The organism is Hymenobacter mucosus (assembly GCF_900188255.1).
In the GTDB taxonomy this organism is placed as follows: domain Bacteria; phylum Bacteroidota; class Bacteroidia; order Cytophagales; family Hymenobacteraceae; genus Hymenobacter; species Hymenobacter mucosus.
Window position 1 is genome coordinate 1 of the sequence record NZ_FZNS01000004.1, and the last position, 20,189, is coordinate 20,189.

Here is a 20,189-nt window from a genome sequence, read left to right on the forward strand (position 1 = left end):
GACGGCCAGCTCCACGCCGTTGCCTATCACCGCCACCCCGTCTTTGGCGTGGACGTACCGGCCACGGTGCCCGGCGTGCCCAGCGCCCTGCTCGACCCGCGCCAGACCTGGGCCGACGTGGACGCCTACGACAAAACGGCCGCCGAACTGGCCGAGCGGTTTGTGGCTAACTTCCACAAATTTACCGACTTCGCCACTGCCGACATCCTGGCCGGCGCCCCCACCGTGGCGGTTGCCGTGTAGTCTACTATTCCCTATTCTTCGCTTACTAAAAAAAGCCCGTGGGTTGCTCCACGGGCTTTTTTATGTCAACTTTTGACTAGAGCAAAGTATAGCGTGCGTGTTACTTAGAACCTAGGCAGAACCCGGGTCATAAACTAGCTTGTATATCTCGTACGCGGGTAGCTTTTTCTTAATGCGCATCGGCGGCAGTTAAATCAGTAATTTGCCGCCCTAATTTCACTTTCCGTAATTTTCGTATGCGTAAGCGCCTTCTGCCGCTGCTTTTTCTGTTTCTCTCGCCGCTGAGCTTATGGGCTTGGGGAGTTGATGGCCACCGCGCCATCGGTAAGATTGCCGAACGCCATTTGAACCACCGGGCCCAAGAGCAGGTGAAGCGTCTGCTAGGTACTGAAACCCTGACGCTTGTGAGCACCTGGCCAGATGAAATCCGCTTCTACCCTGAGTTTAAGGATACGGCGCCCTGGCACTACGTCAACACGGCTTCGGGCTTGGCCCAAAGCCAATACTTGCAGGATCTAAAGGCTCAGACTACGCCAAACGCTTACAACGTGCTGCTAGCCAAGCTGCGCGAGCTGACAGATGCCAGCAAGACTCCGGCAGAGCGGGCAATGGCGCTCAAGTTTGTGGTGCATATAGTGGGTGATGTGCATCAGCCCTTGCACGCCGGCCACGCCGAAGACAAGGGTGGCAACGATATCAAAATTAAGTACCGGGGCAAGGACACCAACCTACACAGCCTCTGGGATAGTGGCCTGATTGATTATCAAGGACTTTCCTATACGGAAATGGCTTTGCAGTACGACAAAACGCTGCGCCGTCGCGACGTCAAGGTTATGCAGTCGACAGCTCCCGACCAGTGGTTGTGGGAGTCCTACTCGGCTTGCGAGAAGATCTACCAGGAAGTGCCCAATGGCACCGATGTAGATTACCGCTACTACCCTGCCCACGCCGACCTAATGCGCCAGCGCATTGTAGAAGCTGGCATCCGCTTGGCCGGACTGCTTAACGACGTATTAGGATAGTAAGCGCTGGTGCATTTTCAGGCATTAAAAAGCCCCCACCAACTTTAGCTGGTGGGGGCTTTTTATGTTGGGTTCGTCGCAGGCGGGTGCTAGTTGCTGGTGCCGTTTGCGCGCTTGTTTTTGCCTAGCCAGGCCGCCAGCACTACGCCTGCCCCGGCACCAAGTACTAAGGCAGTGCGGAGCTTGGGGCTACTGGCCGTTGCAGCTTCGGTGTAGTAACTGGTTTCGCGGGTATGGCCGGGATAGTTGCCCCGCTCCTCTAGGCTCCCTACGGGCCGGTCGAGGCCATTTTGCTGAAGCGGACGGGGCGGATAGTCGGCTTTTTCCTGCTTAGAGAAGGACTTTTCCATAAACTGATCGAGGAGCGCAGGTGTCCAGCGGTTCATACCAATCATGGCTTTACCGCCGCCGCCAACCACTACGTCGCGCTCCGATGTAGCAGCACAATGCAGAATGGCGCGCGCTACCGTTTCAGGTGCGTAGGCGGGCGGAGCGTGCTTGGCTTCCCGCTCCATGAAGTTCTTGGCGTGAATTGGGTAAGGCGTATCAATGGCGGCCGGCTGAATCAGCGTGACAGAAATGGGGGCTTCGTCCATTTCCAGCTCCATCCGCAAGCCATCCGTGAAGCCTTTCACGGCGTGCTTGCTGGCGCTGTATATCGTTTGCAGAATAGCCGTAATGTCCGATAAGATGCTACCGACGTTGATGATAGCTCCGCCCTTGCCCTTCAAATGCTTCACCGCTTCCAACGAGCCATTTACTAGTCCCCAAAAGTTTACCTCGAACAGCTGGCGCATATCTTCCAGCGGCACTTCCTCTATTTTACCGTAGATAGACACCCCCGCGTTGTTGATCCACGTATCGAAGCCGCCGAAGGCAGAGGTAGCCTCAGCAGCTAGTCGCTTCACTTCTTCGGGCTTACTAACGTCGGCGACTACATACGTAGCTTGGCCCCCCGCCTGCTTAATTTCGTTGGTGAGTTGCCGCAGCGCATCTTCGCTACGGGCTGCTAGCACAAGCTTAGCGCCAGCCTTGGCCGCCATCCGGGCCGTAACGAGTCCAATGCCCGATGAGGCGCCCGTAATAACTATGGTTTGGTCTTTGAGTTTTTTGAGTTTAACAGCCATCGTACGAGTAGTTGCAGGTGAAAGAATAGGCTCTTCATACGTAGCTCCCGAGCTTACGTCTGGTTGAGCCAGGGGCAAGATTTGGGCTATTTGTCTCCTACCCTGAGCTTAACCGGCTCGTACTCAACCAACCCATGCAGCCAGCTTAGTTTCTACCTGGTCTGCTTTTCCGATTCGCCGTAGCTTTGCTTTATGCCGCATACATTTTACGCCCCCGACCTCACTCAACCCACTACCTACACGTTGCCCGAGGATGAAAGCAAGCACGCCGTGCGCGTACTTCGCCTCAGCCCTGGCGATGCAGTAGTCTTGGTTAATGGTGTGGGCGGGGTATATGCCGCCGAGGTAGCCGACGCAAATCCTAAGCGCTGCCAGCTGCGCATTTTGCAGGAGCAGCAGGTGCCCCGCCCTACTTACCAAGTGCACGTAGCTGTGGCTCCCACCAAAAACCTCGACCGCATGGAATGGCTGGTGGAGAAAGCCACCGAAATAGGCGTTCAGGCGATTAGTTTTTTGCGTTGCGCCCGCTCTGAGCGACGGGAACTAAAGCTAGACCGCCTAGAGAAAATTGCGGTTAGCGCCCTGAAACAGTCGGGGCAAGCGTGGCTACCCGTGTTAGCTGACCTAACCGATTTCAGCCGCTTCCTCCCCACAATACCTCCAGAAACCACCTTCATTGCTCACCTTGAAGATGGGGAACGGACGCCGCTCGCCTACGTAGCCGCAGATGGGGCAAGCTGCTGCATCCTTATTGGTCCCGAAGGCGACTTTACTCCCGAGGAAATACAAGCGGCTTTTAGCCGAGGAATTCGGCCCGTAACGCTGGGCACCTCCCGCCTTCGCACCGAAACGGCCGCACTGGCAGCAGTGCACACCGTGCACGTGGCACGAGAGCTAGCTAGCAAGCCGTAACCCGAACTATGTTCGCACCGCGCGTGTAATTCGGTAGAATAAGATGAGGAAACTCCAAACCAAGGGCTTTTCCTCCCTTCCCCAAGTACTCTTTTCCGTCCCGACTGCTGCCTCTACGTATGCTCAAATACTTGTATCTGGCATTTTTTTGCCTCCTGCTCACGGCCGCGGCACCGGTTGCACCCAGCTTCCGCATTGCTAAGCTACACTATGGCGGCGGCGGCGACTGGTACGCCAACAAGACTAGTCTACCCAACCTGATTCGCTTCTGCAACCAGACCCTCAAGGCTAATATTAACCCGGAGGAAGCCACCGTAGAGCTAGATTCGCCGGAGCTTCTGACCTACCCTTTCATTCACATGACGGGCCACGGTAACGTGTCCTTCACGGATGCGGAGGCCCGCAACCTTCGTCGCTACCTAATGGGTGGCGGCTTCCTGCACATCGATGATAATTACGGGCTGGATAAATTTATCCGCCCCGAGATGAAGAAGGTTTTTCCGGAGCTGGAGTTTGTAGAGTTGCCCTTCACGCACCCTATCTACCACCAAAAATTCCAGTTCCCGCGGGGTCTGCCTAAGGTGCACGAACACGAAGGCAAGCGCCCCCAAGGGTTCGGGTTGCTCTACAAGGGCCGGTTGGTATGCTTCTACAGCTTTGAGTGCGACCTAGGCAACGGCTGGGAAGACTTGGGCACCTACCCTGAAGATACTCCGGCAACGCACGAAGCCGCCTTAAAAATGGGAGCCAACCTTGTCACCTACGCCCTCACCCAAGATTAAGCATTTAACATTCTGACAGATATATACTAAATAAGAGAGCCCCAGCAAACGATAATCGGTCTTGCTGGGGCTCTCTTATTTGGTGATAATATTGGCGCTGTAAATCTAGGTTTGGACTATCTGGGGAGGTACTTAGAATTTCCGCTGTAAAATTTCGCCTAGAACGAAGGCAGCGCGCAAATCAGCGGGGTTGCGCAGACGGTCGGCAATGGAGCGGACCGCGGCTTCCGTTGCACGGGTTTGCTCCTGGCGCCGATAACTGGGTAAGGGAGCTTTACCAGCTAGGGCCAACGGGGTTGCGCGGCGAGCTTCGGGCGTGGGGCCCTCTAACGAGCGGGTCAGCACGGGTTTTTCTAAGGAAGGAGCCCCAATGTCTGTACGCTCCTGGCTGCGTGGGCTCGGTACGGGGCGCCCGCCCATAGTCGTTTCGGTGGCTACGGGTGCGGGCTGCTCGCTCTGGTTCTGCGTTTGCATTTGCCGGAGCATCTCCTCGAACGAGGTAACGGGCAATGGGGCTACGGGTCGGGGACGGCCACTAGCATCCGGCCGAGAAAACTTTCGTTCGCGCCGCTCACGCTCCGTTGTGGCCTTGGCCTTTTGCACCATGCGCCAGATAAATACGACCAGCCCTATCAGAATCCAGCCCAGCGTCTGTAGCTTTTCCATCGGTGTACGGCAACACAATATACAGGTAAGATACGGTAGCGCTTGGCGAATTTCCGACGCCTGCCTCGCTCTCCTAGCGTACGCCCTGGTCGGGGAAACGACCAGCTTTGGTACGATAAAACGCCTGAATTTTCTCTAAGTCAGCCTCATAGTTGCCCGTAGGATAGATGGGGCCACCCACGCCGGCTTCTTTGTTTTTATAGTCGAGGAAACCCAACAGAATAGGCACTCCTGCACCAAGGGCAGCGTGGTAAAACCCCTTGCGCCACTTCGGCTGGTATTTGCGGGTACCCTCGGGCGTAATCAGGATAACTAGCTCCTCCCGCTCGCGAAACAGCTGTACCATACCATCCACGAGGCTGTTGTTTCTGCTCCGGTCAACGGCCAAGCCACCCAAGCTACGGACCAACGGCCCCAGAATGGGAGCATCCGTCCACTCTTTCTTAATGGTCAGCTTTACGTCTACGTCCATTAAGAAGAAAGCCGCCCGGGCCATAATAAAGTCCCAGTTGCTGGTGTGCGGGGCCGCAATCATCATGCTTTTGGGAATGCCAGGTGGCACTTGGCTAGCCAGTTTCCAACCAGCAACCTTGAAAATAGCTTTAGAAACGTAGTACCAGAAGGTAGAGGTTTTGCGCGCCATGCGAGGAAAAAAGTAATTGAAGCGGCCAGGCGGCGGCCGGTCTTCAAAGCTAGGAAAATTGTAGTGTCTGCGTGGTGTGGCTGCTCAGTTGAATTGCAAAAGTGCTGTTAGCTCGTCCGCCCTGCTCATGGTATAGTGGTAGCCGATGTCGAACAGCTCGGGGGCGCGGCGGTAGCTCATCGTCCGAAAGCGGCGTAGCTCGGGCGGCTCCAACAGCAGGTGGCACTGTTGCTTGCTCAGCACAGTATTGCCTCCAATGGCAAGGTTCAGGGTCCGCTCAATAACTCCCCGCAGATTGTTGAACTGCGCGTGCGGATTGGGCGGATTGCAATGCACCCCAATCACGCGCAAATCAGGCTGGTGCGCGTCGAGTAGGGATTCTACCGGTAAGTTGTTGAGCAAGCCGCCATCCACTAGCTGTCGGCCCTGGTATTCTACCGGCCGAAATAAAATGGGAACGGCCGCTGTGGCTAGGAGGGGCGGCAGCAGTGGCCCGCTGGAAAAGCGCACGGAGGTTCCCTCTACCAAGTCGGTAGCAACTAGGGTGACGGGCAAGCGAAGCTGCTCAAACGTGCAGTTGGCACCTAAATGACGTTCGAATAAGGTACCCACGGCGTCAATGCGAAATAGCCCGTAGCGGCTCAGGGCTACGCGGGTAAGCCGGGTAATGTTCACGGCCTGAAATAAGCGCAGAATTTCGCGTGGCGGCACCCCAGCCGCGTAGAAGGCAGCCGCAATAGCCCCCGACGATACGCCAGCCAACCGGCTAATGGGTAAGGCAAGTTCATCAAAGGCAGCCAGCACGCCCAAATGCGCAATACCGCGCGCTCCGCCTCCGGAAAGGGCCACTCCTAGCATAATATGAGGTTTGAGTAGGCATACAAGCACCGTTGATGCTCTAACGGCTACCACGGATAGAACGTTAGCACCAAGCGGGCACTTGCTTTACTGGCAGCCAGCGCTACAGGTCAGCCAGCTTCAAGGTTTCCGCCACGCGTACGCCTTTTTCGGTGTGCTGTACGGTAATGCATTCCGTATGGGCATCGTGCTCTAGCACTAGCACCCAGTTTTCGTCGGCGGCCCGCCGCAAAACCCGCTCCTTTTCATCCAGTGTCACCAGAGGGCGCATGTCGTAGCTCATCACATAGGGCAACGGCACGTGGGCCGCACTAGGCAGCAGATCCGCCATGAAAGCCAGCGTCCGGCCCTTATAGTCAATCAGCGGCACCATCATCTTCTCTGTATGACCATCAGCGAAGATAATTTCCCGCAGGCTCGTCAGTTCGCCGGGAAGCTGGGTTGCGGGGTCGAGGAAGCGCAACTGCCCGCTTTCCTGAATGGGCAGAATATTTTCCTTAAGGAAGCTAGCCTTTTCGCGGGGGTTGGGCGTCACGGCCCAGTCCCAATGGTTTTGGTTGCTCCAGTACGTTGCGTTGGAAAAAGCAAGTTGCAGTTTGTCATCGGGCGTACGCACCACGGCGCCCCCACAATGGTCGAAGTGCAAGTGCGTCAGGAAAACATCGGTAATATCGGAGGAGGTGAACCCTAACTGCCGCAGTGAGTTCTCTAGGGTATCGTCGCCGTGCAAGTAGAAGTGCCCCCGAAACTTCTGGTCCTGCTTATCGCCAATGCCCGTGTCTACCAAAATTAACCGGTTCCCATCCTCAATTAGCAGGCAGCGCATGGCCCAGGTGCACATATTGTTATCGTCGGCGGGGTTGAGTTTGTGCCACATGCTCTTGGGTACTACGCCAAACATGGCGCCGCCATCAAGCTTGAACAGGCCGGTATTAAGGGTATGAACAGTCATTGGGTGGGAGGTAGTATGGGAGAAAGGACGTGTAAACCGGGAGCTAAGAAATAAAATAAGAACGTCATGCGGCGCGCTACCACTTCGCCCTACCCTTCTGCTAACTATCTTGAGAGTAGCAGCGAAACTAGTGCGTTGGGTGCACGTCGCATGACGTTCTTATGCAGGGGGTACTACTTATTCTACTACCACTCCCATGTTCGAAAACTTGTCGATGCGCTGGCTGATTCGCTCTTCGTGGGGTAGCGCCTCCAGCTCGTCCAGTGTTTTGAGGATGGTCTTTTTTAAGGTTTTGATCATGGCCGCAGCATCCGTGTGGGCACCACCAAGGGGTTCCTTCACGATGCCATCTACCAAACCAGCCGTGAGCATGTCGGTAGCGGTGAGCTTGAGCGCTTCGGCTGCTTGCTCCTTGTAATCCCAGCTGCGCCACAAAATACTGCTGCACGACTCCGGCGAAATCACTGAATACCAGGTGTTCTCCAGCATCATCACCCGGTCGCCGATGGCAATGCCCAAGGCTCCGCCCGAAGCGCCTTCGCCAATGATAATACAGATAACGGGCACCTTGAGCAGAAACATTTCTTTCAGGTTGCGCGCAATGGCTTCCCCTTGGCCCCGTTCCTCAGCTTCCAGGCCTGGGAATGCGCCGGGCGTATCAATCAGCGTTACAATAGGTTTACCGAATTTTTCGGCCAGCTTCATCAGGCGCAAGGCCTTCCGGTATCCCTCGGGATTAGGCATGCCAAAGTTGCGGAACTGCCGCTGCTTTGTGTTGCGGCCCTTCTGCTGTCCAATAAACATAACCGAGCGGCCGTCCAATTCGGCAAAGCCTCCCACCATAGCCTTGTCATCGGCCACGGTTCGGTCGCCGTGTAGCTCAATAAACTTTTCGGTCATGCCCTCAATATAATCGAGAGTATACGGCCGGTCGGGGTGACGGGAAAGCTGCACGCGCTGCCAGCGGGTCAGGTTCTGGTACGTTTCCTTTTTAAGGGCTCTAATTTTTGCTTCGAGGGCCGTTACCGCTTCCGAAACATCTACTTGGCTATCGAGGGCCAGTTGTTGCATTTCGCGGAGCTTGCCTTCGAGAGCGGCAATTGGTTGTTCAAAATCGAGTAGCATTGCCACGGGCGAGTGCGTCTTGAAGGTGCGAAGGGTAGGATTGAGAAGGAAGCAAAGGTAAGCGAAGCCGTGCACACAGTGCACGAACGTCCCCACTGGAATTTTTCAAATTTTTTTCTGCCTGAAACCCAGCTAAAAACAATTTCATCCCGTTCTTTTTTCTGTCTTTTTTGTCGGGAGTGTTGCACAGTCCAACCTAGCCCTCTACTTTTGCATCACAATAACGGAAAGCACACGGCTTCTCAGTTAAAGTAAACTGGTTCGGTAGTTCAGTTGGTTAGAATGCCGCCCTGTCACGGCGGAGGTCGCGGGTTCGAGTCCCGTCCGGACCGCAAAGGCCCTTCAGAGAAATCTGAAGGGCCTTTTGCTTTTACCCTCTTTCCTACGGCCCCACCTAATGCTTGCCTAGCTCAGCTAAAACTTAGGAGCCAGCATAGCTCTGAAGGGGGCGCTAGGCAGCTTCAAAAGAGAGGGCCAGAAAAAAATTTCAAGTTTTTTTCTGGTGCTATCCCGTTTAGTGACAGAACAATACCATTCTCAAAACCCCTCCTATTATCCATAAAGCCTGATTTCTGTTTGTACGATCAAAAACAGCCTTCTATATTTGCATCATCAAAACGGAAGGGTATTCGGCCCGAGTAGTTCGATAAACGGTTCGGTAGTTCAGTTGGTTAGAATGCCGCCCTGTCACGGCGGAGGTCGCGGGTTCGAGTCCCGTCCGGACCGCAAAAAGCCCCAGCTTCTTTTGAAGTTGGGGCTTTTTCATGTCCTACTCTTGCCTAAAGCGCTGCTGCTAAGCGATGCGCTAAGTCTTCTATATTGGTGCGGCGCGCCAGGGGCTTCAGCCAATCGGTTGGAATGGCGGCTTCACCGTAGTATAGGCCGGCCAGACCACCGGTTACGGCGCCCGTGGTATCCGTGTCATCTCCTAGGTTAACGGCTGCTAACACAGTTTCTGGAAAGGATTCGAAACGCAGTAGGCACCAGAGAGCAGCTTCCAGGGTGTGGAGTACGTAGCCGCCGCTATTGATGAGTTGCGCGGGAAGATCGGCTAGAGCACCACTGAGTACGGACTTAAAATGGGCGACTTCGTGAGCCGGAACATGTAGTTGCGATAAGTGTGCGGGCACCTCTTGGCACAGCTGCGCATAGGCCGCCGCGGGCGTTAACCCCGCACGGAGGTAAGTCGCCATTTCCAAGTACAGAAAGCACGCCACCGCCGAGCGGATATGCCCGTGCGTGATGGCCGACACATCGGCAATTTGCTGAAACCGGATTTCTAGCGGGGCTTCTGGTTGATAAAATGCGAGGGGTAGAATCCGCATCAGGGAGCCGTTGCCGTTACTGTACTCATCGGTACCCCCGGCCAGGATGAGATTATCATCTGATTTCAAGCACTGAATAGCCTCCCGCGTGGTGATGCCAATGTCGAATACGGTGCCGTGAGGAGTCCAGAAGTTTTGGTAGTACCACCGACAGCAGTTCTCGGCCACTTTTCTCACGGAGAAACCAGCGGCAATAGCTTCCGCTAAGCAAAAGGTCAGGGAGGCATCATCAGACCAAGTGCCGGCAGGCTGCTGGTGAGTGCCATAAGCGCGCATGTGCACTACGGGGTCGAGGCGGCGGGCGGCCCGGCTCTGAAACTCTACTGGGACGCCCAAGGCATCACCTACTGCCAAACCCAGCAGGGCGGCCCGCACCTGGGCTTCTACACTAGATACCGTCGTCATGCGTTGTGGGCCGCAGAATCGGCAATTAGTGGGAGTAATTCGGAGAGAGAATTGATGCGGTAGGTAGGATGCAGCGCAGCACAGTCGGCCGCTACACCAAAGCCGAAACTAGCCCAGCAGGAAGCAATGCCGCAGTTCTGCGCAAAGCGCAGGTCGGTAGTCGTGTCCCCAATCATCAGTACTTCGGAAAGATCAACTGATGGGAAGCGCGGCTGAACGCGCTGGGTGAATAGGGCCGGGTCGGGCTTGAGGGGCAGCACTGGCTGGGCCGTGGGGTCGTCGCCGAGCACGAGGCTGGCATAGCTGTCTAAGCCCAGGCGGCGCAGTGAATTCTCGAGGATAGCCAGGCTTTTGTTGCTGAGGATAACCACCGTGTGCCCCTGGTCCACGGCGGCCGCCAGGGTTTCGGTAGCACCAGGGAAAGGCGTTACTAGCGCTTCTGCCTCTGCAGTGTAGAGGGCGCGGTAGGTAGTGAGCCACTCCGGAGGTAGCGGCGCGGTGCTGGGCAAGTGCAACTCTCGTAGCGTGTCGGCCAGGGGGAGGCCCCGTTGCACGAGGCCTTCGAGTATTGGAGCCAGTGGCTCGGGGTGGTTTAGCTCTTGGAAGGTGCGGCGCAGGGCGTGCGTGATGGCGCTACGGGTGTCGCACAAGGTACCATCGTAATCAAACAGTAATAAGGAGAACGGCATACAAACGAAATACGGATGAGAAGCAAAACTACGCAGCGCACTGGCAGCGCAAGGGTACTTGGCTGACTTCCCCCTGAAAATCAGCAGCAGAATCCCCGTATTTATAGAAAGAGAGCAGCCTAACTCAGTCCCTATCCTATGAATAGCTATTCCTCTACCTATTCTGCTAAGCAACGACGAAGCAAAATAGGTAGAGGAATAGCTGTCTCTGGGAATAAGTGACTCTGGCAGACGTAGGAGTAACTTTTATTAAGGTGTTGCTTTACTTCACTACAGCCTGCTTACTAACGGAGCGGCCAAACTTAGTGGGGAAGTACATCATCTCCGCCTTGGCGGGGTTGATGGTGTAGCGTCCCCGGTAGCGGGGCTGCAGGGCCACCCGGAAGGTGTGGCGGCCGGCAGGTAGTACATCCATAAAGATGCCCACCTGGTGGCGCAGGTATTCGCGGTGCACCTCGAAGTAGTTCCCGCGCTCCTTCTCGCCGTAGGAGCAGCCAGCCGGGATGGGCACTTCCAGCAGCACGTAGCGAGCCTCGGCCGGAACATCCACCGTCACAACCACTTCAGTGGGTTGCCCGGCTTTAAGTTGCACGCGGCTTCCCTCCTGCCCAGCTACGGTGGTGCGCACCCGGAAAGGTGTGGCTTTGGCCTCGGGAGTAGGGTTCCAGTACGACTGGTAGGCAGTGGCATATATCGGCAGCCCCCCTTCTTTGCGCAAGGTAAGGGCACCAGCCGCGGCAGGCACCGTGGCAGTGAAGGGAAACGTGGTGACTTCCTGCGCTAGGCTGCCCCGGAACTGGGCATGGGCCATGAGTCCTCCGCTGCCTGGCACCAACAGCTCCGGCAGGATGGTTTCCAGAATCTGCGCGGCTTCATAGGTGCTGCTCCAGTGCCCCGCCGTGGTACGCTGGTTGAGCAACCAGGTGCGAATGCGCGTTAGCTCGGCCTGCTGTTTTCCTTGGGTGCGCAGCAGCTTGTAGGCCAGCAACGTAGCTCCTAGGCGGTCTGGCAGCAGGTAGCGGTAGTAAGTGCCCGGGCGCAAGGTATCGGCGTAAAACACACCTCCCAGCTCAGTGCGCACGCGGTAGCGGCGCAGCGTATCCAGCTGATACGGCATGCCTACTTGCTGGCGGAGGCTGGCCAAAGCCAAATAGCGGTCAAGCGGTTGGCGCCCTGTTTGCTCCCGCTCCAAACGTCGTACGTAGGTCGGGAAATCGGGGGTGGCACCCAGGCGGTGTAATACCTGCAGCAGACGAATGCGGTCATCATCGGAGCGAAAATACAAGGCGTCGAGGCCCTGGCCCGCGGGCGTGAGTGATAAGGAAGTTCGGGTATGCGCATCGGCGAAGGCATAATCTAACTGCTGCAAGAGAGGCTTAATGAGCTGCGGCTGATTTAAAGCTACTTTGTAGCCTTGCTGCTGGGCTTGCAACAGGGCTTCGAGTACGTGCAGCGTGGCCCAGGGGCTTCCCGGTGAGGTAGGCCACGTACCCCAGATTCCTTCGGGCTGGTGTCGGCCTTCCAGCAAGCGCCGCACCAGGCGGTTAACGTCACGGGTGCCAGTGAAAGGCTGGTGCTGCAAGTCGCGCACGCGCTGCTCCAACAGCAGGGTCTTGAGTTTGGAGGCAGCCTGCTCATTGCACAGGTAAGCGTAGCGCTGCACGTGGCGAATTTCCTCTAGCAGAGCGGGCAACGGGTCGCTTTCCAGGCGTATGGTTACGGGTCCCAGCTCCGGGCGGGCGGGCCAGGTCACGGTGGTATCCGTAGCCGTGAGTACGGCAAAGGTTCCTACCTGCTCCAGACTGCCAGCCGGCAACACCGGAATGGTCCGCAGCTCCCCATCCTGGTAGCCGTTGGGCTGGCGCAACCGGAAGCTCACCTGCACCGAGTCGGTGTCAGTGCTACCCGGAGCCGTCAGCGTGAGCGTATCAAGCACGGCGGTAGCTACGCGGTGAGCTTGGGTGCGCTCGGGCCCCTCACCTACCCGAAAGGAGGTAGTAACCTGCGCGGTATCGGGCAAGTAGTTAAGCGTTTTGCCAACCACCTGCGCCTGGTCGCCCCGAACAAGGAAGCGTGGGGTAGCCAACTCTCCTAGCAAAGCCTTGAACGAACGAAGCAGGGCACTGGTGCTGCCCAAACGGCCATGGTCGTCGGAAGCTAGCACGAAGGTATCCCAGCCGGTAATATCATCGGGCACGGTAACGGTGGTACGGGCCTGCCCCTGCTCGTCGGTGACCAAGGTTGGACGCCACCAGCCCGTATCGGAGAAGCGGCGGCGCAGAGATAGGCGCGGGTCGCGCTCAGCCACGGGCAAGCCGTCGGGTCCCAGAACGTCGGCGGCGGGGTGCAGGCCACCGGGCGTCCGCCCCGCAATGCCTTTTTTGGTGGTGATGATAACAACCCCGTTGACGGCCCGAGACCCAAACGTAGCAGCGGCTTGCTCCCCTTTCAGCACCTTTATATCCGCAATATTCTCGGGGCTGATGTCGGCTATCTGGCCCGCGTAGGGTAGGCCATCCACGAGAAGCAACGGTTGAAGGCTACCTACGACGGTGCTGCTTCCGCGAATTAGCACGGAGCCCCCTGCTGCGCCCGTAGCTCCGTTGATTTGCACCCCAGCAACTTTACCCTGCAAAGCGGTAGCTGCTAAGGTGGCAACGGAGCCCGTAACAGCGGCCCGCTGGCGTTGGATGCCGTAGCCGGTTACTACTACCTCACTTAGTTGCTTTGTATCGGCCGCGAGGCTCACCTCCAAGTCACGCCCATCGGCGGGCTGCTCTACCATCTGATACCCAACGGAAGAAAACAGCAGCTTGCCCCCGGTAGGTGGCACCGATAAGGTAAAGCTGCCATCAACACTTGTGGCAACCCCAATGGTAGTACCCTTCAACAGAACCGTTACGCCAGGTAGCCCCTCCCCGCTGGCCCGGTCTAGTACCCGACCGCGCACGGTCAGCCAGCCGGGTTGAGGACTAGCGGGGACCACTACCTGAATCTCGCGGCGTTCCTCCCGCATTTGCTTGGAGGCAGCCGGGAGCTTGGGTAAACGCTCCTGCACCAAGCGCACAAAGCGCCGCCGTAGCGTCTTAGCCCCGGCCACTGCTGGCAGCACATCCGTGCGCTGCAGTTGCACATAGGTAGCACCGTTTGGCTGAATCATTACTTCCGTAGCGGGAGCTAGCACAGAGCTATCGGCCAGCAGCAGCGCCAGGCGGTAACGGCCCGTAGGCAGGGCGTGAATGGTCTGGGGCAGATAGCGCTCCAGGCGCACAAACTTAGGGTCGGTGGGCCGGGTAAGCAGGGTGTAATACGCGGTGGGCAGGTTCTCCCGCGGGTTCGGGGTAGGCTTCGGCAGACGCACTATCAAGCGGCCCAGGCCCGCGGGCGTATGCCTAGGGGTAGTAAGAAGGGGCTCCGGGCTGGGCGCGCGATAGTAGTTAGTAGCGGGGCGCGGCTGCATATCCGCCTCGGTATAAGCAAAGTCGGCCAGGGAGAACTGCGTGAAGTCGAGGGCTTGACCAAGCCCACCGAATTCGTTGCCCTGCAGGCAGCGCAATTTCAGCAGTCCTGGTTCTAGCGTGTAGCGGTAGCGGGGCTCCAGCAGGAAGCGGCGGCGCAGACCGTCCGTTCGTCGTAGCAACACGGAATCGGGCCGGAAAGGGCCACCTATGTGGTAGGGGCGCCGCTCAGTGTAGCTGTGGTAGTAGAAGTTGGACGACGAGCCAATACCAGCCCCCTGCCGGCTTACAGTGGGTCGCCCAGCGCCCAGGGGTTGCAAGCGGTTACCCTGGCGGAGCAGCACCCGCTCATCCTCCTCTTCTTTATCCACGAGTAGCAGGAAGCGCTCCAAATTATGCTGCTCCTCAACGCTAAGATTGCCGCGCTTTTCTACAGTCAACTCATGGCAGGGACGGTTGGGGTCGATGCTGAGGGTAAGCTTCTGCAAGTGCCGCAGGTACACATTGTGCAGGGTTACCAAGCGGTTGGGGGTGCGAATGGCCACTTGGTGAAAGCCACTATCAGCTACCAACGCGAAGGGTTCTTCCCGGTTCACGGCCGCCACAAATACGGGCACCCCATCCACGTACACCGCCACCGTGGGCTGCACCCGCCCCGAATCGACTACGAAGGGCGAGAACTGAGTGATACCCCCCGGGGCAGGCTGGTACTCATAGAAGGCACCATAATCGGGGTACAAGAACTGGTAGAAACGCAGGGAGTCGAGCCCGAGCCGCCGTCGCCAGCCACCCCAGTCCAATTTTTGTCGGGCGGCTGCCGCGGGGTCGTTGCCGAAGGCGGCACCCAGCTGAAACCGGCGCCGCGACAGACGGCCCGTCACCGGCGGCTCGAAGTTGGGGAGCTCCGGGGTGGATGGCTTCTCAAACTTACTGGTGTAGGCATAGGCCGTGAGGTCGGTGCGGGGCACGGGCTGGCCACGGCCGTCGCGCACGGTATAGCGCAGCTCTACTTGCTGGCCGGGGTACACTACCTCGGGCTGCTCGGCTTCCACTACCAGGCGGTGCTGAGGAAGCGGCACATTGTACTCCGCCGCCTGCAGCTCGCCCGCCCAGAAGTAATGCACCGACACGTACCAGGGCTCGGCTCCCGGCGCGGCGCGGCGCTGCTGCAGGGTACTCCCAAACCCCCGATCCACTAATTCGTTGCCCCGGTACAGGTAGTACCAGAACGCGAGGCGGCGCGGGTTTTCCATGGCCAGCACCACAGAGTCGGGGGTGCGGTCGGAGCGCAGAAGCAGCCCGGCATCGTCTTCATCCAAGTCTAGCGTAGCTTCCCGGCCCTGCGCATCGCGGAGGCGGTAGCCAGTGGCACGGGCATCCACAGGAAAGGCAATGGGCAGCTGCACAGCCCCCCGCACCGGAGGCGCTGCCTCGGTAGCCTGCAAGCCTAGTACGTCCAGCGTGGCCGCGTGGGGTTCAGCTTGGTCGCCTACGAGGTAGCGGGCCACCACGGAGTCTTGCCGCAGCTCCAGGGTAAGGCGGCCGGCGTCTAGGGTGTAGGGTACCGCTAGGGTTTGCTCGCGCCGCTCGTTGTCGCCGTTGAGAAAGGCAGCCCGCACCTGGTAGGTAAGGTCGGCGGCGGGAAGCACGGTAGCGGGAAGATTGAGGCGGGTTTCCCCAGTAGCATCAAGCGGCAAAGCTTTGGTCCAGAGTGTATCGGGCACAAATACCTGCCGCCCCGCGAAATACCCCACCGTGCCCTGGGGCGTTACGCTTAGGCGCACCCGGGCATCCAGCAAGTTGAGGTCATTGGCGTCTTGCCCCCGCAGAAAAAGAGCTTGCGGCGTGCCACGGCGGTGGGGCGTGGCGGCGGCACGCAGGGTGTAGCGCGTGTTCTTGAGTTCGTAATCTTCGTAGCGGAAGCTGGTGCTGAGGATTCCCTCCTCGTTGGCGTCTTCATGCTGGGGGGCAACCAAGCGAAGTACCACTGTTTGATCGAGGCGCAGGCCTAGCGTATCGCCCAGGGGCAACTGATACTCATAGGTGCCCGGGCGCACCGGCAGCAGATGAGCCAAGGGCTTCGTCCGGCCGGTGCCATCCAGCCACAGGCTCAAGGGCTTGCGGTAGGGTTGCCCATCGGGGCGGTGCAGCACACGAGCCTTTAGGCGCAGGGTGTCGCCGGGGCGGTAGCGGGGTTGGCTAAGCACGAGGTAGCCCGTCCACTGGTGGACGGCCGCGGCCCGCTTCTCTTCGCGCCTGGCTTGGCGAGCCCCGCGAACATCGGCACTAAAAGGGGAGCGAAGCAGCCCTACTAGGCCCGTGTTGGTGTAGGACGCGTGGCGAAGCTGACCAACCAGACTACGCACGGCGCGCGTGAAATACCCCAACGGAAATCCATACAGCACCCGGCTGAGCACACGCTGCACCGTCCAGGGGTAACTGTACCGGTGGGCCTGCGGGAACTGCTGCTCCAGAGCGTAGTACGTGGTGCTTCCCCCCTGCTCCACGGCCAGAAGACCGGCCCGCCCAGCCTTGCCCGCCAGCCGGTAGGTATGCGTGGCAGCGTCGTAGGGCACTACTTGAGGGCGCTGACCACGACCCAGCCACACCCGCGCGTCGGGTAGCAGACGGCCCAGGGAATCGCGCACTACCAGCGTGAGGTCCACTTGGTTGTCGAGCACGGTAAGTTGGCGGTTTGAGACGGTACGCAGCCAGTATACCAGCTCGGGGCCTTCTGTATGCGCAACCAGGTAGTAGCCGCGCGACAAGGGCCGGCGCAGCGCCAGTTGCATGCTATCGGTAGGAAAAGAGTCGACGGGCTGCGCAAAAAACGCGGGCTGCACGGCACGCAGGTTGTTCTCGTACAGATGGCGCGTTTGGTCGGCCGTGAGGCGAAATACCTTGGTAAGGTAGCTACGCGAGCGGGCACCGGCCAGGCGTTGCTGGGCGGAAGCCACCCCGGGCAACAGCAGCAGCAGGCACAGCCGAACTAGCAGGAATTGAAGACGGTAGGTGTGGAACATAGGCCAGATGAAATAGGATTTCTATTTCGTCAGATGCCCCGTAGCGGCTGATTCCACACACCAGGCCAGTTTTTTTTCTATTCGCTACCATTCTGGCCGAACATTTGCCTGCTTTTGTCATATTTTCGCCCCCCGCTGCGGTTTTACTCACTTCTTATATGGCAAGATTTTTTCTTATTTTCTGGCTCGTGCTCATGGCCTTAGTCGACGTGAGTCCGGCCCTGGGGCAGGCGGGCCCGGCGGCTCGCGCCAAGATGCGCGGTAAGGTGTATGTGCACCGGCCCAACTACAAGACGTACAGGGGCGGGGGCCGCAAAGCCCGGCGCAAGCGCACGGTACGCTACCGGCAGCGTTGGTACCAGATCTGGCGTAAGCGGAAGAAAGCCACCACGCCGGCACCCAAACGCTCACGTAACCAAACGCTTGGCTCCGGGGGGCAATAGTCGGGTTTCGTTAAGAATTTCTTGAATACCAAAAAGCGCTTTCCTAGCTAGGAAAGCGCTTTTTGGTTGGGGCAAAGCTAGCCGAAGCTGAACCGTGAAACGAGTAAACCGCTACGCACTACAATTTTTTGGGTTGCAGGCAAGTTATAAGCGCACACTAGCCTTGTTGTTGTATGCATAGAATCCTGCTCCTGTTTTTCGCGCTGCTGATGGTCAGTGGTGTTGAGTCGGCTACGGCAGCCCGCCCTACGGCCTATGCCCGCGCCAAAATGAAGGCCCGCGTGTTTACGCACCGCCCTTTTTACAAAAAGTACAAAGGCAGCAAAAAGAGCAAGAAGCGTAGTTTGTTCCGTAAAAAGGCAGGGTCTAGCAAGTCTACCTACCGGGTTGGGCGGCACTCAACGCGCTAGAAACCAAGCTACTTTCAGCGCTTCCACCATGCCCTGACCTCCCCTCTTGCCAACAAGCGCAACGGGTGAGGCCAGGGCATTTCTCTACTTGGCATACCAGGTCTGCCGCACCTGAAGCAGCAGTTGCTCGGCTCGTTGCTTGTTGAGTGCTTCGGGCAAGGAGGAAGCGGCAAACGCGGCCTCCACCCTTTCTACCAGGGTTTCGGCTTCGGCTATTAACTGTTCGTAGGTAAACTCGCCCCGGCGAATTTGGAGCAGGAACTCCCGATCAGGGCGGCGCACGTGGAGCTGGCCGGTAATAGCAATTTCCTCGGCCATGCGCAGAAGCCGAAACACGTGCAGCATGTTCTTGGCGTCGTAATTCCTGCCGTGCTGCACGGTGTTCTGGTATCGTTCGGCGTTACGTTTGGCTACCCAGTCGTGGTACTCGCGGTAAACCCGGCAGTACGTGCTATACCCATTGCGGTTGAAATTGAGGTAGGTCACGGGCGTTTCCCCCTTCGGAATGGCCGACAGCTGTACATCCTGAGAAGTTTCTACTTCGCGTACCAAGCCACGGTAGCCGTGGTGCTGGTCGTCCGTTGCATCCACGAACAGGGCGTATAAGTCGTTGAGGTTGGGCACGTTGTAGAGGCCGCACTGCGCGGCTGTGTAGTGCTGGCGGGCCAGCCACGTAGCCACGGGCTGCGCCCCGGCGCCTACCGTCACGTAGCAAAAGTCCAGCACCGATTTGCGCGCGGGCGGCTCAGGGTGGTTAATTTTCTTGTTCAGCCCCCGCGCTTTGCGAATCTGAGCTATAGCATATTCGGCATAGCTTAGAAAGAAAATCTTCGGCTCGAAACTCTTCAAACAGCGGGTGACGAAACACTACGCAGTCGGCAGGGGTGCCCAGCAGCTCCAGCACCGTTGGGTTGCTTTTTAGCAGCAACTCCACAAAGCGACGCAACTCATAAAACACTTCGTTGTTGGTTTCATTCGCTACCTGCGGCACATAATCGAGGCCATAAAACTCGGTTTCGGGCAGGATGAAGACACCTTTCAGATCGGTATCTGAATGCGGCAAATTGGTACCATAGGCGCGGCTACCGCTGATGGCTTCGAAGAGGATAAGGCCGCGCTGACGCAGATCGGCAATGGTAAACATAGCAGAGACTAATGAACTTTGGAGCCTATGAGGCTCAGGTGTATTTGTTGGTTCTATAACACGACCTGGGGCCACAGCCACGCTTGGAATAGCTTGTTCAGTACCGGGGTGGGGTCGGGCAGCCGCTGCATAGGCAAGGTGCTACGGGTCAGTACAGCGGTGGCATACTCTTCCTGCAGAAACGCCACCAGCACCGCGGGCAGCGGCACGGTCATCTTTTCATCGGCAGTAGCTTTTACGGCAAGCAGCTCGTCTACTACCTCATTAAACGCCGCAGGCAGTACCTCTCGCAGTTGCTGAAAGGCCATGGGCGGCGCTACTCCGGGTTGCTGTTGAATCCAGCGGGCCGCCAGCGTGGAACGGAGGGTGTAAAACAGCCGCTTCAGGCGCCCATCCACTCCCACCAAGTCCTCTTCCACCCCGCGTCGTACCAGGCCCAAATAGTGATGCAGCCCGGCTCGGGGGTTCCAACAGCTTTCCAACAGCGGCGCCACGGCCGCCCGGAAGCCCGGCACCTCCTGGTATACCACTGGCGACTGGAGCCACTCGTACAGGGCCGCATTGGAGCCGCGCAGTAGCTTCAGGGCCTTGCGCAATTCCCAGCCGGCCAGATCCAGCTTTTCGTCAATAGGAAAGCTGAGGGTGTCCGGGCCCTCGTCTAGCGTGAGGTACCACTCGGGTGGGTGCACATACACAAAACGCACATCGTAGTCGGAACCTGGGGAGGGAAAGCCCCAGGCGCGGCTGCCCGCCTCGCACACATACAAGATACGGACGCCATGGGTAGTTTCGAGCTGTATGAGGGCCGTTTGGATGCGCGTATACACGGGTAGAGGCAAAGAAGATAAGACGTTCCGTTTGCTGCAAGGTAGAGCCCAACGCCTCATTTATTCGCAGAACAGTTAAACGGTGGGCACCGCAATAGCTGCCACCGCCCACCTCAAGTACCCCCAACAAGCTAC

Annotated in this window: 17 protein-coding genes, 2 tRNA genes and 1 pseudogene; 8 read left to right on the forward strand and 12 right to left on the reverse strand. The window is 58.0% G+C overall.

Annotated elements, in window-relative coordinates; translation table 11 throughout:
- Window positions 1-243, forward strand: a pseudogene (locus CHB83_RS23805) (phosphoenolpyruvate carboxykinase (ATP)); the annotation flags it as partial.
- A gap of 236 nt (window positions 244-479) precedes the next feature.
- Window positions 480-1,265: a S1/P1 nuclease gene (locus tag CHB83_RS10070; protein WP_045689332.1), complete on the forward strand. Its 786-nt coding sequence runs from the start codon at window positions 480-482 to the stop codon at window positions 1,263-1,265.
- A gap of 89 nt (window positions 1,266-1,354) precedes the next feature.
- On the opposite strand, the gene CHB83_RS10075 is transcribed toward CHB83_RS10070, so the two are convergent.
- Window positions 1,355-2,392, reverse strand: a complete 1,038-nt coding sequence (locus CHB83_RS10075) for an SDR family oxidoreductase (protein ID WP_089332555.1) — start codon at window positions 2,390-2,392, stop codon at window positions 1,355-1,357.
- Between the two features lie 192 nt (window positions 2,393-2,584).
- Between CHB83_RS10075 and CHB83_RS10080 the strand changes: the two genes are divergently transcribed.
- Complete coding sequence (locus CHB83_RS10080) at window positions 2,585-3,304, forward strand: 16S rRNA (uracil(1498)-N(3))-methyltransferase (protein WP_089332556.1); 720 nt, start codon at window positions 2,585-2,587, stop codon at window positions 3,302-3,304.
- Between the two features lie 119 nt (window positions 3,305-3,423).
- A complete protein-coding gene (locus CHB83_RS10085; RefSeq protein ID WP_089332557.1) occupies window positions 3,424-4,086 on the forward strand; it encodes a DUF4159 domain-containing protein in 663 nt (220 codons plus the stop codon).
- A 132-nt stretch (window positions 4,087-4,218) separates the two neighbouring features.
- Here the strand turns inward: CHB83_RS10085 and CHB83_RS10090 are convergent, their stop codons facing one another.
- From CHB83_RS10090 to CHB83_RS10110, 5 genes are all read right to left on the reverse strand, one after another.
- Window positions 4,219-4,752 (reverse strand): hypothetical protein, encoded by a 534-nt coding sequence (locus tag CHB83_RS10090; protein ID WP_089332558.1) that lies wholly within the window; start codon window positions 4,750-4,752, stop codon window positions 4,219-4,221.
- 73 nt (window positions 4,753-4,825) lie between these two features.
- Entirely contained in the window at window positions 4,826-5,395 is a 570-nt protein-coding gene (locus CHB83_RS10095) for a 1-acyl-sn-glycerol-3-phosphate acyltransferase (protein WP_045689336.1), read from the reverse strand.
- Window positions 5,396-5,479: 84 nt separating this feature from the next.
- Complete coding sequence (locus tag CHB83_RS10100; protein WP_089332559.1) at window positions 5,480-6,253, reverse strand: patatin-like phospholipase family protein; 774 nt, start codon at window positions 6,251-6,253, stop codon at window positions 5,480-5,482.
- 103 nt (window positions 6,254-6,356) lie between these two features.
- A complete protein-coding gene (locus CHB83_RS10105) occupies window positions 6,357-7,205 on the reverse strand; it encodes an MBL fold metallo-hydrolase (RefSeq protein WP_045689337.1) in 849 nt (282 codons plus the stop codon).
- Between the two features lie 177 nt (window positions 7,206-7,382).
- Complete coding sequence (locus tag CHB83_RS10110; protein WP_089332560.1) at window positions 7,383-8,330, reverse strand: acetyl-CoA carboxylase carboxyltransferase subunit alpha; 948 nt, start codon at window positions 8,328-8,330, stop codon at window positions 7,383-7,385.
- A gap of 258 nt (window positions 8,331-8,588) precedes the next feature.
- On the opposite strand from CHB83_RS10110, the gene CHB83_RS10115 reads away from it, so the two are divergent.
- Window positions 8,589-8,662, forward strand: a tRNA-Asp gene (locus CHB83_RS10115).
- A 320-nt stretch (window positions 8,663-8,982) separates the two neighbouring features.
- Window positions 8,983-9,056 (forward strand) — tRNA-Asp (locus CHB83_RS10120).
- A gap of 53 nt (window positions 9,057-9,109) precedes the next feature.
- Here CHB83_RS10120 and CHB83_RS10125 read toward each other — a convergent pair.
- From CHB83_RS10125 to CHB83_RS10135, 3 genes are all read right to left on the reverse strand, one after another.
- On the reverse strand, window positions 9,110-10,060 hold the full coding sequence (locus CHB83_RS10125) for an ADP-ribosylglycohydrolase family protein (protein WP_089332561.1): 951 nt from the start codon (window positions 10,058-10,060) through the stop codon (window positions 9,110-9,112).
- A complete protein-coding gene (locus tag CHB83_RS10130) occupies window positions 10,057-10,749 on the reverse strand; it encodes an HAD family hydrolase (RefSeq protein ID WP_045689340.1) in 693 nt (230 codons plus the stop codon). The genes CHB83_RS10125 and CHB83_RS10130 overlap by 4 nt, the downstream gene beginning before the upstream one ends.
- Before the next feature lie 262 nt (window positions 10,750-11,011).
- Window positions 11,012-17,230: a carboxypeptidase-like regulatory domain-containing protein gene (locus tag CHB83_RS10135; protein ID WP_089332562.1), complete on the reverse strand. Its 6,219-nt coding sequence runs from the start codon at window positions 17,228-17,230 to the stop codon at window positions 11,012-11,014.
- Between the two features lie 158 nt (window positions 17,231-17,388).
- Between CHB83_RS10135 and CHB83_RS10140 the strand changes: the two genes are divergently transcribed.
- Both CHB83_RS10140 and CHB83_RS10145 read left to right on the forward strand, forming a co-directional pair.
- Window positions 17,389-17,673, forward strand: a complete 285-nt coding sequence (locus CHB83_RS10140; RefSeq protein ID WP_143437103.1) for a hypothetical protein — start codon at window positions 17,389-17,391, stop codon at window positions 17,671-17,673.
- Window positions 17,674-17,846: 173 nt separating this feature from the next.
- On the forward strand, window positions 17,847-18,083 hold the full coding sequence (locus tag CHB83_RS10145; RefSeq protein ID WP_143437105.1) for a hypothetical protein: 237 nt from the start codon (window positions 17,847-17,849) through the stop codon (window positions 18,081-18,083).
- 84 nt (window positions 18,084-18,167) lie between these two features.
- On the opposite strand, the gene CHB83_RS10150 is transcribed toward CHB83_RS10145, so the two are convergent.
- From CHB83_RS10150 to CHB83_RS10155, 3 genes are read right to left on the reverse strand one after another with little or no spacing between them, the layout of a single operon-like run.
- Complete coding sequence (locus tag CHB83_RS10150) at window positions 18,168-18,932, reverse strand: hypothetical protein (protein ID WP_245855321.1); 765 nt, start codon at window positions 18,930-18,932, stop codon at window positions 18,168-18,170.
- Window positions 18,838-19,227 (reverse strand): DNA polymerase beta superfamily protein, encoded by a 390-nt coding sequence (locus CHB83_RS24105; RefSeq protein WP_245855322.1) that lies wholly within the window; start codon window positions 19,225-19,227, stop codon window positions 18,838-18,840. Before CHB83_RS24105 ends, CHB83_RS10150 begins: the two co-directional genes overlap by 95 nt.
- Window positions 19,228-19,280: 53 nt before the next feature.
- Window positions 19,281-20,054 carry a nucleotidyltransferase domain-containing protein gene (locus tag CHB83_RS10155; RefSeq protein ID WP_179225511.1) on the reverse strand — a complete coding sequence of 258 codons (774 nt, stop codon included), beginning with the start codon at window positions 20,052-20,054 and terminating at the stop codon, window positions 19,281-19,283.
- Window positions 20,055-20,189 lie beyond the last annotated feature (135 nt).

What these genes read in the sequence shown, in the direction of transcription:
- CHB83_RS10070 (WP_045689332.1), top strand. Translation starts at nt 480, where the DNA reads ATGCGTAAGCGCCTTCTGCCGCTGCTTTTTCTGTTTCTCTCGCCGCTG.
- CHB83_RS10075 (WP_089332555.1), bottom strand. Translation starts at nt 2,392, where the DNA reads ATGGCTGTTAAACTCAAAAAACTCAAAGACCAAACCATAGTTATTACG.
- CHB83_RS10080 (WP_089332556.1), top strand. Translation starts at nt 2,585, where the DNA reads ATGCCGCATACATTTTACGCCCCCGACCTCACTCAACCCACTACCTAC.
- CHB83_RS10085 (WP_089332557.1), top strand. Translation starts at nt 3,424, where the DNA reads ATGCTCAAATACTTGTATCTGGCATTTTTTTGCCTCCTGCTCACGGCC.
- CHB83_RS10090 (WP_089332558.1), bottom strand. Translation starts at nt 4,752, where the DNA reads ATGGAAAAGCTACAGACGCTGGGCTGGATTCTGATAGGGCTGGTCGTA.
- CHB83_RS10095 (WP_045689336.1), bottom strand. Translation starts at nt 5,395, where the DNA reads ATGGCGCGCAAAACCTCTACCTTCTGGTACTACGTTTCTAAAGCTATT.
- CHB83_RS10100 (WP_089332559.1), bottom strand. Translation starts at nt 6,253, where the DNA reads ATGCTAGGAGTGGCCCTTTCCGGAGGCGGAGCGCGCGGTATTGCGCAT.
- CHB83_RS10105 (WP_045689337.1), bottom strand. Translation starts at nt 7,205, where the DNA reads ATGACTGTTCATACCCTTAATACCGGCCTGTTCAAGCTTGATGGCGGC.
- CHB83_RS10110 (WP_089332560.1), bottom strand. Translation starts at nt 8,330, where the DNA reads ATGCTACTCGATTTTGAACAACCAATTGCCGCTCTCGAAGGCAAGCTC.
- CHB83_RS10125 (WP_089332561.1), bottom strand. Translation starts at nt 10,060, where the DNA reads ATGACGACGGTATCTAGTGTAGAAGCCCAGGTGCGGGCCGCCCTGCTG.
- CHB83_RS10130 (WP_045689340.1), bottom strand. Translation starts at nt 10,749, where the DNA reads ATGCCGTTCTCCTTATTACTGTTTGATTACGATGGTACCTTGTGCGAC.
- CHB83_RS10135 (WP_089332562.1), bottom strand. Translation starts at nt 17,230, where the DNA reads ATGTTCCACACCTACCGTCTTCAATTCCTGCTAGTTCGGCTGTGCCTG.
- CHB83_RS10140 (WP_143437103.1), top strand. Translation starts at nt 17,389, where the DNA reads ATGGCAAGATTTTTTCTTATTTTCTGGCTCGTGCTCATGGCCTTAGTC.
- CHB83_RS10145 (WP_143437105.1), top strand. Translation starts at nt 17,847, where the DNA reads ATGCATAGAATCCTGCTCCTGTTTTTCGCGCTGCTGATGGTCAGTGGT.
- CHB83_RS24105 (WP_245855322.1), bottom strand. Translation starts at nt 19,227, where the DNA reads ATGTTTACCATTGCCGATCTGCGTCAGCGCGGCCTTATCCTCTTCGAA.